We start from the raw sequence: 14,220 nt of genomic DNA on the forward strand, positions 1-14,220 counted from the left end.
CTCCGACTTTTTGATAATATAAAACCTTAACAACTTAAATTTTAAACAATGAGGAAAATTTACTACTTAACGTTCCTTCTGCTTGGTATGGTACTTACGGGGGTTCCTTGGCAACCCTGTTATGCAGTAGAAAAAAATGCAGGAAAAACAGAAACCAATCGTGCCGCGGATTCGCCGCCAGTAATTACTGCCGATCTACCTTCCAGTCAAACTAATGCAGAGGGCTCAACTTTAATCATAAACGTCGTTGCATCTGGAAATAATTTGTCGTACCAATGGCAGATTTCCAAAGACGGGGGAACTACTTTTTCTGATATTCCTGGTTTTAATATCAATTCAGTAACCAAATTTGGATTATCTGCTGCTGACCAGGGAATATGGCGTTGCGTTGTGACTAACAGCGCTGGTATAGCAGTATCAAATGAGCTCAATCTTACTGTTACTCCTGCAACAGTTACACCAACAATCACAACACAGCCGACATCACAGGCGCTGATCGTTGGTGCAAAACTAACATTAACTGCAAGGTGGGCCTCTGCATCGCGCGTATCAGAGGTCCAGTGGTATAAGGACGGAACTGCTATAGCCGGCGCAAATGTACTTAGTTCAAATTCAGCGACATTTACAATCAATAACGTAGTTTTAGGTGACGCTGGAACTTACTATTGTGTTGTTGCTAACAGCTATTCGAAGGCTGCCTCAGACAAAGTACAGTCTTCAGATGCAGTGATAAGTGTCAGCTCCTCCGCAACCGCGCCTACTGTTTCTCCTGCTACGGATCCGGCAGCGAGAACTACGGCGGAGGGTGGCCCGATCTCTTTGGGGCCGGTTACTACCGTGGGAGGAATTAGTTTTCAATGGCAGAAATCAACCGACGGAACAACCAATTGGGCGGACATACCAGGCGCAACAACCAGTACTTACTCAAAGCCAAGTGCCGTATACGGAGTAGATGACGGCTATTATCGCTGTATTGTGACAGGCACAACGCCGCCGCCGGCTATATCCGGCAGATACCAACTTACTGTATCAATTTCAAAGCCAACATTTACCACGCCACCACAAGCTCAGACCTTAGCGGTTGGAGATCCTTTAAAACTCAATGCAGTCGCTACAGGAACGGCTGCTGGAGGCACTATATCATATCAGTGGAGAAAGGGAGGCGTTGACATTGCAAGTGCCACCGGGCAAACTTATTCGATAGCAAGCGTTGTAATAGCGGATGCAGGAAGTTATACATGCATAGCCACAAACAGTGCAGGAAGTACAGCATCGGGAGCAGTCAATATAACCGTTAACGCAACTGCGACATTACCAGTTATAACTACTCAGCCTAAAAATCAGACAAGGATTGAAAATCAGTTGATTTCTCTATCAGTAACGGCTTCCGGCAACAACCTGAGCTATCAATGGCAAAAGGATGGAAGTAACATTTCTGGTGCAACCACTGCGACCTATGCCAAAACGGCCACATTAGCTGACGCTGGTAATTACACATGTGGTGTATCAAATAGCGCAGGAATTGTAACCTCAGCTACTGCAACGGTAACGATTAATATCGCACCGCCTGTAATTACAACTAATTTAAAAGATAAGGTTATCCCTGAAGGAAGTAATGCAAAGCTCGAAATTTATGCATCAGGATCAAATCTCACTTATCAATGGAAGAAAAATGGAATAGATATCGCCGGTGCCAGCGGTCCTAATTATAACATATATCCAATTTTAGATGCTTCAACTGCGGACGCCGGAACTTACACCTGTGTGGTGTCAAACGGTGGCGGAAGCGTAACAACGGCACCCGGTGTAGTAACTATCAGCCAGGCGCTTCCTGGTATCACTACTCAGCCTCAAAATCAAACAATAGTTGAAAATGGAACACTGACGTTAAATGTTGTAGCTACCGGCTTAGGTTTATCTTATCAATGGCGGAAAGATGGCGCAGACATTTCCGGCGCTAATGCTGCCAATTATACTAAAAGCAATATAACGCCAACAGATGCGGGTGCCTATCTTTGTATCGTCACGAACACTGCAGGAAGCGTCTCATCTGGTTCTGCTACAATAGCTGTTACACTAACTACTCCTGTTATCACAACACAACCGCAAAGCCAAACAGTAAACGAGAAAGGAAACCTTAATTTATCCGTTACCTCAACAGGCAGCAATTTAACGTATCAGTGGAAGAAGGACACCCAGGACATTTCTGGAGCAACCGCAGCAACTTTTACAAAGAATAACGTTGAAAAAAATGATGCCGGAAACTATTCTTGCACAATTTCCAATAGTGCAGGCAGCGTTACGTCTGACGTAGCGAAGATTACCATCAGCCTTGGTGCGCCGGTTATTACCGCTCACCCGCAAAATCAGTTCGTACTTGAACATACTGCATTAACGGTTTCAATAACTGCCGCTGGAACGGATCTATCCTACCAATGGAAGAAAGATGGTCAGGATATCGCCGGCGCAGTCTCTTCAACTTATACAAATACGAACGCCGCCATGACGGATGCAGGGAACTACACTGTTGTGGTTTCGAATGCTACCGGCTCTGTCACTTCCAATGCGGCTGCTATAACGGTAGCTACTTCAGATGTAATGCCTGTCGTCACCGTTGATCCTCTTGATGTGTCTGTAACGGAAAACGGTAATATTACTCTTTCAATATCAGCAACCGGAACCAACCTTAAATACCAGTGGCAGAAAGATGGAGGTGATATTGCCGGGGCGAACACCTCAACCTATACAAAGTCAAAAATTGTAACAGCCGATGCAGGAAAATATTTATGCGTTGTATCAAATGGAAAAGGTTTAGTCAGTTCAGGTCAGGCTATTGTAACCGTTAATTTGGCAAAACCGATAATTACCAGCCAACCAACAGATCAAACAGTTATTGAAAAAACTCCGTTGACGCTAAGTGTTGCTGCAACCGGAACCGCAGTTAAATATCAATGGAAAAAGAACGGCATTGATATCGCTGGCGCAACTGCGACAACCTATACAAATCCATCTCCGGTAATGAACACAGACAATGGTGACTATACCTGTCTTGTGTATAATACGGGCGGCAATGTGTTGTCAAATATCGCTAAAGTGGTTATTTCAACGTCGGATATCGCTCCAAAGATCACTACGCAGCCGAAGGACATAACCGTTACAGAAAATGATTCATTAGCCTTAACGATTGCCGCTACAGGTACTCCTTTGAATTATCAGTGGAAAAAAGGTGATAAAGATATTGCAGGCGCTACAGCTGCTATTTACAAAATCAAGAAGGCAGCTCTGGCAGATTCGGGGGCTTACAAATGTGTAATCTCAAATCTCGCCGGGACAGTTACCTCGGTCGCTGTTATCGTCGCAGTTAATAAAGCGGAAGTATTGTACATCCCGCTTTTCGACGGGTTGGCCGACGAGTATCAGCAAAAAGCTACAGATAAAGTCGAGCTGAAAGCAAAAGGCCCGGGCAGTGAATTGCTAATCAACTGGTTTATTGACGGGACTGCCGTGACAGCCGTAGAAAACAAATTTTATTTAGAGTTATCAATCGCCGCGGGTAACCACACTGTTAAGGCTGAAACAGCCGACGGCAAATTCAATATTGAGAAACCAGTGATAATTAAAAAGACAAATTAATCTAACCTTAAACAAAGTTCAGATGAAATCAAAAAATATCAACAGATCGCTGGCGTGGCTTTTCGCCGCTGGTTCTTTATTGGCGTCATGTCGCAAGGATATGCCGGAGCAGCCCAAAGCTGATCCTTACTCGACAGTTAAAGCCGACGCAACCCTGCGATTCGAAGGGGGCTCAAACGGAAGCGTAAAAAATGGTTTAAGCAACCAGGTCATTTACCACGATAAGGGCGCACTTTTCGGTAGCAGCAAGCAAAAATTCGGATGGTCGACGCCTGATGGAAAGTCATTTTTCTTTTTAGAGTTTGAAGGTGATCCTGCTGTAGCCGGCGCTAAAACCGGTGCCACGATATACAGCAGGTTAAGCGGCGCCGAACCAGCACGCGTCAATTGTGCGAAAGCAGAAGTGATCAAAGTAGCTGACGGAAAAGCCTGGATACTTTATCAACAGGCGGCGGATAAAGCTGAAGGATATATCGTACAGAAATTATAACGGCAACAGCGAATTGGGTTAAGTGACCTTCTGTTGCTCATGTCTTCAAAATATAAATCATTGCCCCTCTGATTTATACCTAAACCCAATCACCAAGGCCTCACCGAAAGGAGAGGCCTCGTTTTTTACAAGCCAAATTAATAAATAAATTTGCGCAACTAATCGGTTGCTGGTATATTTGCAACTGATTAGTTGCTAAAATGAAAAGAGATATATTTCAGGCGATTGCCGATCCAACGCGAAGAGCGATCTTATTACTAATTGCGGCCCAGGCTATGACGCCGAATGCATTAGCCGAACAGTTTCATTCCACCAGGCAGGCTGTCTCCAAACACATCAAAGTTTTAACCGATAGCGAATTGCTGAAGCAGGAAAAGGTGGGGAGAGAAATCTACTATCACCTCAATGCCGAAAAGATCGGTGAGATAGACAAATGGCTGCAGCAATTTAAAGCTCTTTTCGAAAAACGATTTAACCAGCTCGACGAAGTATTACATAACCTAAAAACAAACGAAAAATGAAAAACACCCTTTTAATGAACTTTTCCATCGACAAGGAAAACAACACAGTTAAGGTCGAAAGAGAATTTGCTGCACCGCTGCAGAAAGTTTGGGCGGCATGGACGGAAAGTGAGATCCTCGACCAATGGTGGGCGCCAAAGCCGTACAAGGCCAAAACGAAATCAATGGATTTCAGGGAAGGCGGCCGCTGGCTTTATGCAATGGTTGCCCCGGATGGTGTAGAGCATTGGTGCCGCGCCGACTATCAATCAATTGATCAATTGAAAAGCTATTCGTTAAAGGATGCTTTTTGCGATGAAAACGGTACGATCAATAATGAGTTTCCACGGTCGTTCTGGACAAACACATTTAATGACAAACCGGAATCGACGCTTGTAATTATTGAAATAAAGCACGAGAAGCTTTCAGACCTTGAGAAGATCTTGGAAATGGGCTTCAAGGAAGGATTTACCGCAGGTTTGGAAAATCTTGATGAATATTTAAAAGCCTGATTTCAAATATAACCATCATAAAAACGCTCAGCCGCCTGATTTTACCGGTGGTTGAGCGTTTCTATTTATTGGAAATTCAGCAATAAATTCTCAAGCTGCTCCTGCTTAGATCAAAAGGAAAAATATAAATTTGAATTTCTAACATCAAAGCTTCATTTAACGATAAATGAACGACAGCGACATCACCTATAAAATAACTGCGCCGGAACGTTCGCTTTCGGATTTTGTGGATAGTTTATGGATGTTGGAAAACCATTCAGATATTGCAAAAGATCTCGTTGTTGTGCCTGACGGACGGATTGATCTGTTCTTTTCTTTTTCGGACACAAAGCCTTTTCATGCTATGTTGATGGGACTGGAGAGCGAGCCAACCCAGACAACCTTATCTCCCAAAACAGTGATATACGCAGTAAGCTTCAAACTGCCGGCTATTGAATACATCTTCAATATAAGTATATCGGATATAGTTAACGGAACGCAGTTATTACCTGGCGGTTTTTGGGGAATTGAGAAAAGCGACCTCATTAAATTTGAAGGCTTTTGCCAAAAGGTATCCGATAAGATTAAAGAGAATTTGCATTTCACTACAGACCTAAGGAAACAGAAATTATTTCAACTTATCTATTCATCAAAGGGCGCGCTAAGCGTGGAAGAATTGTCAGAGCAGGTGCATTGGAGCAGCCGCCAGATAAACCGTTATTTTAAAAGCAGGTTTGGCATGCCGCTTAAGACATATTGTAATATTTTGCGTTTCCGGGCATCGTTCCATCATATTGCTGAAGGCAAACTTTTTCCGGAACATAACTTCGCCGACCAGGCGCATTTTATCAAAGAGATAAAAAGGCTTTCAGGAGTAAAGCCAAAGGATCTCTACAAAAATAAAAACGACCGATTTCTACAATTATCAGCCCTAACGAAGAAATAGTTTTGTATAAAGAAAACTATTTAAAGGATGCTGATTGAAAATAAAAGAATAGCTATTGTTGGTGGTGGTCCGGGCGGACTAACACTTGCAAGATTACTGCAAATAAAAGGCGCAGACGTAAAAGTTTATGAAAGAGATCTGAACAGAGATGTCAGGGTTCAGGGAGCAACGCTTGATCTGCACTATGAATCAGGTTTGGAAGCTTTACGAAGAGCGGGTTTAATGGGCGAGTTCAAAGCCAATTATCGTCCAGGAGCAGACCGGATCCGTATCGTCGATGGTAAGGCAGTAGTTTTTTTCGACGAACACAACGGAGAAATCGTTGATGATTTTGAAGATCAATATTTCAGGCCGGAAATAGACCGGGGGCCCTTAAGAAACATCTTATTGGACTCACTTGAACCCGGCACCGTGATTTGGGACAGCCAGTTTTTATCAATGTCGGCTGAAGGCGAAGGCTGGAAGCTTGACTTTAAAAATGGCACTTCTGCCGCAGCCGATCTTGTTATCGGGGCAGATGGCGCAAATTCTAAAATCCGGCCGTTCATTACCCCTGCTAAGCCCTTTTATTCAGGTGTAACCGTGATAGAAGGAACGGTATACGACGCTAAAGAGAACACCCCGGACATATTTGAATTACTGAATGATGGCAAAATATTCGCCCTGGCGAATAATAAAACTCTTGTTGTCAGCTCGAAAGGAGACGGGAGCCTGGCTTTTTATGCCGGATGGAAAACAAACGAAAACTGGATTCGCGAAAGTGGCTTAGATTTTAGTGATAAAAGCCAGCTTCTTTCCTGGTTTAAGCAGGAATATTCAGACTGGGATTCTTTATGGCATGAATTGTTCTTAAACGATAGTACGCAATTTATGCCGCGACAGATCAATAGCATGCCGCTTGATCAAAGATGGGAAACAAAACCTAATCTCACATTGCTTGGCGATGCAGCACATTTGATGCCGCCTTACGCCGGCGAAGGAGTGAACATGGCCATGCAGGACGCGTTTGAACTTGCTGAAAAACTTACTGAAGGAGATTGTCAGAATTTGCATACGGCGATAGCGAAGTACGAAGTTCAGATGAGATGCCGGGCTTCAGAGGTTACTTCGATTTCATTAGAATCGACGAAGAGTTTGCATTCACCTGTTGCGCTGCAGTGGATGCTGGAGATGTTTGCTTTATAAGGAAATTAGCTAATAATCTGATCAGTAATTAACTGTTTATCTGTTAACAAATACGGCGAATAAAAATAAATGGATAAGCGCAGGTTTATCCATTTTTCATTTCCTAATTTTATGTAGAGCCAGGATATATTAAATTTTGAAGGGCAAAGCCGGCCGGTGTGATCGATAAAATTTACCTGAATAATTGCTTTATGAAAGTTTTTCTTGTAATCATAATCGCGGTGTGCTTATTTTCCTGTGATAAAGACCGGCCTAAAAAACCAATACAGAAATCAACGAATAAGGAAATAGTAGATCAGTTTTTCGATCACTTCAATAAGCACGACTGGCAGAAAATGGCTGGTATGTATGCAGACACTGCGGAGATGAAAGATCCCTCGTATGGTAAAAAAGCAATACTTCAGAGCCGCGCCGATATTTTTAAGAAGTATTCGGAGCTAAACCAGATATTTCCGGATATCAGAGACAGCATAATCGCCAGTTACGAATCAGGAAATCATCTGACAGTCGAATTCATATCCACCGGTACAGGTTTTAATAAGAAGAAATTCGAACTACCTATCTGCACGATTTTTACTATCGAAAACGGCCTGATAACAAAAGATTATACATATTTTGATAACTCGTCTCAATAGGGCAATCCGCTAAACCCTTGACGAAAACAGTTAAGCTTTTTCAAAGAGGTTATTTGTTTTAATTTAGTGGCACAGCGTTCATTATGCATAATCTCTTTATCCGGTACACCTGCCTGCTGCTGATTATTTTGTTTATCGTTATGCTGGCGCGAAAAATTAAAATTGCTTACCCGATTTTACTTGTCATCGCCGGCCTCGCTTTAAGCTTTATTCCTTACCTGGGTAGCATTGAACTGGAACCAGATACGATATTCGTGATATTTTTACCACCGCTTTTGTATGAGGCGGCATGGAACACATCCTGGAAAGACTTCTGGAAATGGCGGCGGGTAATCTCGAGTTTTGCGTTTCTGATCGTTATTGTCACATCCTGCGTAATAGCCGTAGTATCTGTTTATCTTATTCCCGGATTTACGCTCGCCGCCGGATTTCTCCTTGGCGGCATCATTTCACCTCCCGATGCGGTTTCGGCAAGCACCATTATGAAGAATTTAAAGGTGCCGAAGAGACTGGTAGCGATCGTAGAAGGTGAAAGCCTTTTGAACGATGCGAGCAGTTTGATTGTATTCAGATTTGCGCTCGCAGCCGTAACAACAGGTACGTTCGTGTTCGGCGAAGCGGCCCTTAGCTTTGTTGTTGTGATAGTTGCAGGCGTTTTAACCGGACTGGCAGTTGCATGGATATTTTACGCGATACATCGTTGGTTCCCTACTACCACTAACATCGATATTGTCCTCACTTTTCTAACACCGTATGCAATGTACCTTGTTGCCGAATCATTTCATTTTTCAGGCGTGCTGGCGGTCGTAAGCGGAGGATTGTTTTTATCAGTCAGGCGGCACTCATTTTTAACTCATCGAAGCCGGTTACAGGGAGTTAATGTTTGGGAAGCTATCGCCTTCGTGCTAAACGGTTTTATTTTTATACTTATCGGACTTGAATTTCCGGTAATTATAAAATCTCTCGGGCCTGGAGGATTGGCCCCGGCCATTAAATACAGTCTTATTATAACCGGCGTATTGATTGTTACCAGGCTGGCGAGCACGTACGGCGCGCTTTTCTTTACTATGTTTATCAGCCGGTATATTAAAACTGCAGATAGCAGTCCGGGATGGAAGGCGCCATTGCTTTTTGGCTGGACTGGAATGCGGGGCGTCGTATCATTGGCCGCGGCCTTAAGCGTTCCGGTCACTTTACAATCGGGATTGCCTTTTCAACAGCGTAATCTGATCCTTTTTATAACTTTTACCGTCATATTGGTTACACTTGTTTTGCAGGGATTGACGTTGCCGGCTCTTGTTAAATGGGTTGACATGGCTGATCCGGATTATACCATATCGCTTGATCAGCAAAGGGAATTAGTTCGAAATAAACTTTCCAAAAATTCATTACAACTGCTCGAAACGAAATATAAAGAGCAACTGGAAAGTAATGACATGCTGAAATCACTTAAACTAAAATTAAGTGCCGATATCAAATCAGGCCGCGACCCCGCGTCAGAGAACCAGGACGCTGAAAACAGTTCGCGGCAGATCTACCGTGATACCATGTCGGATCTGTTAAAAGAACAGCGGAACCTTCTGATAACTTTAAATAAAAAAGAAGGGGTAAGCGACGATATTATAAGACAGCAATTAGAGTTGCTCGATCTGGAGGAAGAAAAAATACGTCAGCATTTTGACGCGCAGGAACCATAGATTATCAGATTTTAACGGAAGTTTTAACAAAATGACTAAGCAACACGAATATAAAACAACGGTTAAATGGACGGGAAATAAGGGTGAGGGAACTGTTAATTACCGGACGTATGAACGCAGCCATACAGTTTCAATTATAAATAAAGCCGACATTCTATGTTCATCAGATCCTTCGTTTCGCGGCGATCCAACCAGGTATAATCCTGAGGAACTCTTGGTTGCCTCGCTTTCATCGTGTCATATGCTATGGTATCTGCATCTTTGTTCTGAAGCCGGGGTTATTGTAACGGCTTATGAAGATAACGCAACCGGAATTATGCTGGAAACGGCAAACGGGGGTGGCCATTTTAAACAGGTGATCCTGCACCCGCATGTCACTGTTAAAGATCAATCGATGAAAAACAAAGCGAACGAGCTGCATCACCAGGCAAATAAACTGTGTTTTATTGCAAATTCCTGTAATTTTCCAGTTAAGCACGAACCGGTATGCGATAGCGATTGAGCAATCATTACACATCTCAGCCAGAGCCATTTAACTCCAGCTCTTATAAAGGTGGCGTTTGGATTATTATTCTGCATGTATCGTGGTAATATGCTAAAATTTAATAAAACGAAATTTGTGCAGAATTCGAGCAATCGACTTTAAAAAAGTTTTGTAAGTTAGTTGTCTAAACTAAACTAATTTATCATAATGACAAAAATGTTCACTGCTATAGCTTTGCTATTTGCAGGACTGTCTGCCAATGGACAGACTACCTCCGTTCCGGTTACAGAAACTTTCGGAAAAATCAAAAAGGAAGATCTTGAACTAAAAAATTGCGATTTTGAAAAGGACGCGAGTGCGATGGTGCTTTTCAATAAAGGCAGCATGTATTACAACGACGATTTTTCGATTGTTGTTGAACATCACAAGCGAATCAAAATTTTTAGTGAGGCGGGCAAAAAGCAAGGCGATATACGCATTGAATACTACGGTGGAAATCGTTTTGAAACCATCACCGATATACAGGCCCAGGTATTTAATCTTCGTGACGGTGTAACCGAAGTTACCAAACTTGACAAAAAGACAATTTTTATCGAAAACATAGATAAGCTTCAAAACGCTGTCGTGTTTTCCTTCCCAAATGTAAAAGCCGGTTCAGTTGTTGAATACAAATACACTGAAACGATCAATTCACTCGGAGCGATCCCTGATTGGTTCTTCCAGGAAAAAATACCGGTAAGGTATAGTGAGTTCACGACATTGATACCTGAATATTTTTATTTTTCTGTTCAGCAACGTGTTTATACACCATTTACAGTTAATGAAAAGAAAGAAAAATCGCGGACGATTCCTTCTATTGGCAGAACACCGATGATGTTTAATGAAACGCAGCATAAGTTAGCCATGGCTAATGTCGTTTCTGCACCTGACGAGCCTTTCATGACTTCGGTTACAGATAATATGCAGGCTATTTATCACCATCTGACAAGATATACGGGACCATCTGGTTTTACGCGAAGTTATTCCGATTCATGGGCGAAAGTAGGCGGAATTTTAGCCGACGACGAAGATTTTGGAATGCAGCTGAAAAAGAAGTTGTCCGGTGAGGAACTTATTATTGCCAAGGCAAAAGCTTTGAAAACGGAACAGGAGAAGATTATATATCTCTTTAATGAAGTAAAAGCCAATATGAAATGGAATGGTATTGATCGTTGGTATACAAACGACGGCACAAACAAATCATGGGAAAAGAAAACAGGAAATTCCGCTGAGGTAAATTTGGTTCTTTATCATCTTCTTAAACAAAGTGGTGTTAAAGCTTATCCGATGGTCGTTAGTACTCGTTCTCACGGTAAGGTAAATCCCGCGTTTAGCTTCTTATACCAGTTTAATCGCGCCGTGGTTTATATTCCTGTAGACTCAGCCAAAAGCTACATACTGGATGCTACCAGTAAATACAACACTTATTCAACAATTCCTTCCAATCTGCTTAATTCTTACGGATTGTTTGTAGATAAAGAAAATAAAATTTACGACCTGGTTTTTCTTAAAAATACGGAACCGGTAAGGAGTGTTGTTATGGTTATGGCCGATATCAAGCCGGAAGGTACAATGGAAGGAAAAGTGCAAATAAGCGGCACAAGCTATGCACGTCTGAGCAGTGTAGAAGAGTACAAGGAAAAAGGCGAAAAGAAATATTTAGAAGACCTGAAAAAAATTACAACCGGGCTAGACATCACATCACTTCAAACCGAGGGATTAGATGTCGACACCGTTCCTTTTGTCCAAAATATTGATTTTAAAATGGAGCTTTCAGGCTCGGATAAGGAGTATATCTATTTCAACCCAAATTTAATGAGCTCCTTTGGTACCAATCCTTTTTTATCCGAAAACAGAACCACAGATATTGATCTTGGCCATAACGACACTTATATAATCAGTGGATTTTATAAACTTCCGGCAGGTTTTAAAACGGAAACCTTGCCGAAAAGCGTGGTGATGTCATTGCCCGACGATGCAATTTCATTCAAACGATATATAGAGGAAAAAGATGGTTCTGTGGAAATCAGATACCTAATTAACTATAAAAAGTCTTTGTTCTTTAAGGAGGACTATGAGTATTTCTATGGATTCTATAAAAAGATGTTTGAATTGATTAACGAACAGATTGTACTCAAAAAATCTTAGTAATGCTTTCATTTTTTAAAAGAATAATAAGCCTGGTTTTCGTTTTTGCCAGCTGCTTCATCCATACCTTTTGCCAGGAAAAAAATAAAAACACTGCATTATTCCAGGCTTCCGTTATTCCCGATTCCCTGAAAACAGATGCTGATAAAGTTGTCAGGTTTTCGGAGAGTGAAATGGTAATAACAGAACCAGGACATGTTGTCCGGAAACATCATAGCATTGTTACGGTATTAAATGATAAGGCTGAAGATGCCGCTGAATTGGTTTTGTTTTACAGCAAGAAATATCAAAGCGTCAATGCTATGCAAATGCTTATATATGACGCACAGGGGAAATTGATTAAAAAGTACAATAAGAGTGACGCCTACGACAGGTCCGCGACAGACGGATTTTCCGTAATAACAGATGAGCGCTTACTCGCCCTGCATCATACAATTGCCAGCTTTCCCACAACCGTCGAAATCAGTTATGAAATGTCCTCAAACAGTTACCTTGATCTGGGCGAATGGAATATACAGCCGGAAAAAACCGCCATACAATCTTCACAATACAGAGTTAAGGCAGTTTCGTCAGTAGGGTTTCGGTTTAAAAACAGAAACACAACGATAGAACCCAGGAAAACAGTCGAAGAAAAGTTCAGTGTTTACACATGGCAGGTCGCCAATCTAAAGGCTGTAATTCCTGAGGATGATATTCCCCGATGGTGCGTCGACCAACGGGTTGTTTTCGCCGCCGATAAGTTTGAGTTTAACGGAATTCCCGGCGATATCAGCTCATGGAACAGTTACGGAAAATGGTATACAGCTTTGAATGCTGACGTGAATACATTAAGTCTGCAACGCGGCGACGAGCTGAAGCGGATGACTGCTAATTTGAAAAGTGATAGGGAGAAAGCCGAATTTTTATATCATTATTTACAGCAAAACGTTCGATATGTGAGTATCCAGTTAGGCCTCGGAGGGCTCAAGCCATTTCCTGCAGATTTCGTCGATCAAAAGAAATACGGCGATTGTAAGGCGCTGGTAAATTACATGTATGCGATGCTGAAAGCCGTTAATATTCCTTCGTACTACGCGCTGGTAAATGCAGGCACAAATAACGAACCGGCGCTGGCGGATTTCCCTGCCGATCCTTTTAACCATATCATCTTATGTATTCCGTTTAAATCAGATACTACCTGGCTGGAGTGCACAAGTAATACACAGCCTTTTGGTAAACTGGGTTCTTTTACAGAGAATCGTAATGCGCTGTTGATAACTGAGGAAGGCGGCAAATTAGTTAATACGCCGCAAAGTTCGATCACTGACAATCAGTTTAACAGCGAAGTTCATATGAACATTAAAGCAGATGGAAGTGCTGATGCAACGGTCAAACTTTTGTGCAAGGGCGGATATCGCGATTTATTCGTTAGTGAGTTGCCTCGTATCAGTCAAGATAAACAAAAGGAGTACCTCATCCGGACATTAAATTTTAAACAGCCGGCAGAATTCAATTTTGCGAGCACAGCTGATAAATCGGATATAAAGGAGGTGAACTTTAACTTGCAGTACGACACGTTTTCGGATATCTCGACCGGCAACAGGAAGTTTTACCGGCCAAGGGTTTTTGATCTGTGGAATTATACATTGTCAGGAACTGGGAAAAGAAAAACGGATTATTATTTCCAGCATCCTATGCAAAAAAGCTGTTTAACAGTAATTGATCTGCCAAGTGGATTTAAGTTAGAATCATTGCCGGAAAATGTAGATCTTAAATTTAAATACGGAAGCTACACTATTTCATACGAGTATCTTGTAGCTAAAAATGAAGTTATAAGTAAAGCGGAATTTATAATCAAAAACCAGGTTATACCCGCAAGCGAGTATGCGGGTATGAAGTTGTTTATGGACAATATTCAAAAAGCCCAAAATAAGAAATTTGTTGTCCGTAGTTTGTAATTGCAACTATACAGGTTTATGAATTTTTGGTTAAT

Annotated in this window: 11 protein-coding genes; all 11 read left to right on the forward strand. The window is 42.0% G+C overall.

The window, feature by feature from the left end:
* Nucleotides 1-48: 48 nt before the first annotated feature.
* The 11 genes from GS399_RS15325 to GS399_RS15375 all read left to right on the forward strand — a co-directional run bounded on the left by GS399_RS15325 (nt 49) and on the right by GS399_RS15375 (nt 14,185).
* The gene (locus tag GS399_RS15325) at nt 49-3,633 is read left to right on the forward strand and encodes an immunoglobulin domain-containing protein (protein WP_160845520.1); all 3,585 of its coding nucleotides are present in this window, start codon (nt 49-51) and stop codon (nt 3,631-3,633) included.
* A 22-nt stretch (nt 3,634-3,655) separates the two neighbouring features.
* Nucleotides 3,656-4,123, forward strand: coding sequence for a hypothetical protein (locus tag GS399_RS15330; RefSeq protein ID WP_160845521.1), 468 nt, complete (start codon nt 3,656-3,658; stop codon nt 4,121-4,123).
* 200 nt (nt 4,124-4,323) lie between these two features.
* Entirely contained in the window at nt 4,324-4,644 is a 321-nt protein-coding gene (locus GS399_RS15335; protein ID WP_160845522.1) for an ArsR/SmtB family transcription factor, read from the forward strand.
* Nucleotides 4,641-5,135, forward strand: coding sequence for an SRPBCC family protein (locus tag GS399_RS15340; protein ID WP_160845523.1), 495 nt, complete (start codon nt 4,641-4,643; stop codon nt 5,133-5,135). Before GS399_RS15335 ends, GS399_RS15340 begins: the two co-directional genes overlap by 4 nt.
* A 166-nt stretch (nt 5,136-5,301) precedes the next feature.
* A complete protein-coding gene (locus GS399_RS15345; RefSeq protein ID WP_160845524.1) occupies nt 5,302-6,060 on the forward strand; it encodes a helix-turn-helix domain-containing protein in 759 nt (252 codons plus the stop codon).
* A 27-nt stretch (nt 6,061-6,087) separates the two neighbouring features.
* Nucleotides 6,088-7,245, forward strand: a complete 1,158-nt coding sequence (locus GS399_RS15350; RefSeq protein WP_160845525.1) for an FAD-dependent oxidoreductase — start codon at nt 6,088-6,090, stop codon at nt 7,243-7,245.
* Between the two features lie 191 nt (nt 7,246-7,436).
* Entirely contained in the window at nt 7,437-7,880 is a 444-nt protein-coding gene (locus tag GS399_RS15355) for a nuclear transport factor 2 family protein (RefSeq protein WP_160845526.1), read from the forward strand.
* An 83-nt stretch (nt 7,881-7,963) separates the two neighbouring features.
* Nucleotides 7,964-9,577 (forward strand): Na+/H+ antiporter, encoded by a 1,614-nt coding sequence (locus GS399_RS15360; protein ID WP_160845527.1) that lies wholly within the window; start codon nt 7,964-7,966, stop codon nt 9,575-9,577.
* Between the two features lie 31 nt (nt 9,578-9,608).
* Nucleotides 9,609-10,079 (forward strand): OsmC family protein, encoded by a 471-nt coding sequence (locus tag GS399_RS15365; protein WP_160845528.1) that lies wholly within the window; start codon nt 9,609-9,611, stop codon nt 10,077-10,079.
* Nucleotides 10,080-10,268: 189 nt separating this feature from the next.
* The gene (locus GS399_RS15370; protein WP_160845529.1) at nt 10,269-12,248 is read left to right on the forward strand and encodes a DUF3857 domain-containing protein; all 1,980 of its coding nucleotides are present in this window, start codon (nt 10,269-10,271) and stop codon (nt 12,246-12,248) included.
* Between the two features lie 2 nt (nt 12,249-12,250).
* Nucleotides 12,251-14,185 carry a DUF3857 domain-containing protein gene (locus GS399_RS15375; RefSeq protein WP_160845530.1) on the forward strand — a complete coding sequence of 645 codons (1,935 nt, stop codon included), beginning with the start codon at nt 12,251-12,253 and terminating at the stop codon, nt 14,183-14,185.
* The last annotated feature ends 35 nt before the right edge of the window (nt 14,186-14,220 follow it).

Origin of the sequence: Hufsiella arboris (assembly GCF_009834875.1) — a bacterium.
Classification (GTDB): domain Bacteria; phylum Bacteroidota; class Bacteroidia; order Sphingobacteriales; family Sphingobacteriaceae; genus Hufsiella_A; species Hufsiella_A arboris.

Coding starts and splice junctions, on each gene's coding strand:
- GS399_RS15360 (WP_160845527.1), top strand. CDS start 7,964: ATGCATAATCTCTTTATCCGGTACACCTGCCTGCTGCTGATTATTTTG.
- GS399_RS15335 (WP_160845522.1), top strand. CDS start 4,324: ATGAAAAGAGATATATTTCAGGCGATTGCCGATCCAACGCGAAGAGCG.
- GS399_RS15330 (WP_160845521.1), top strand. CDS start 3,656: ATGAAATCAAAAAATATCAACAGATCGCTGGCGTGGCTTTTCGCCGCT.
- GS399_RS15355 (WP_160845526.1), top strand. CDS start 7,437: ATGAAAGTTTTTCTTGTAATCATAATCGCGGTGTGCTTATTTTCCTGT.
- GS399_RS15345 (WP_160845524.1), top strand. CDS start 5,302: ATGAACGACAGCGACATCACCTATAAAATAACTGCGCCGGAACGTTCG.
- GS399_RS15350 (WP_160845525.1), top strand. CDS start 6,088: ATGCTGATTGAAAATAAAAGAATAGCTATTGTTGGTGGTGGTCCGGGC.
- GS399_RS15365 (WP_160845528.1), top strand. CDS start 9,609: ATGACTAAGCAACACGAATATAAAACAACGGTTAAATGGACGGGAAAT.
- GS399_RS15340 (WP_160845523.1), top strand. CDS start 4,641: ATGAAAAACACCCTTTTAATGAACTTTTCCATCGACAAGGAAAACAAC.
- GS399_RS15375 (WP_160845530.1), top strand. CDS start 12,251: ATGCTTTCATTTTTTAAAAGAATAATAAGCCTGGTTTTCGTTTTTGCC.
- GS399_RS15325 (WP_160845520.1), top strand. CDS start 49: ATGAGGAAAATTTACTACTTAACGTTCCTTCTGCTTGGTATGGTACTT.
- GS399_RS15370 (WP_160845529.1), top strand. CDS start 10,269: ATGACAAAAATGTTCACTGCTATAGCTTTGCTATTTGCAGGACTGTCT.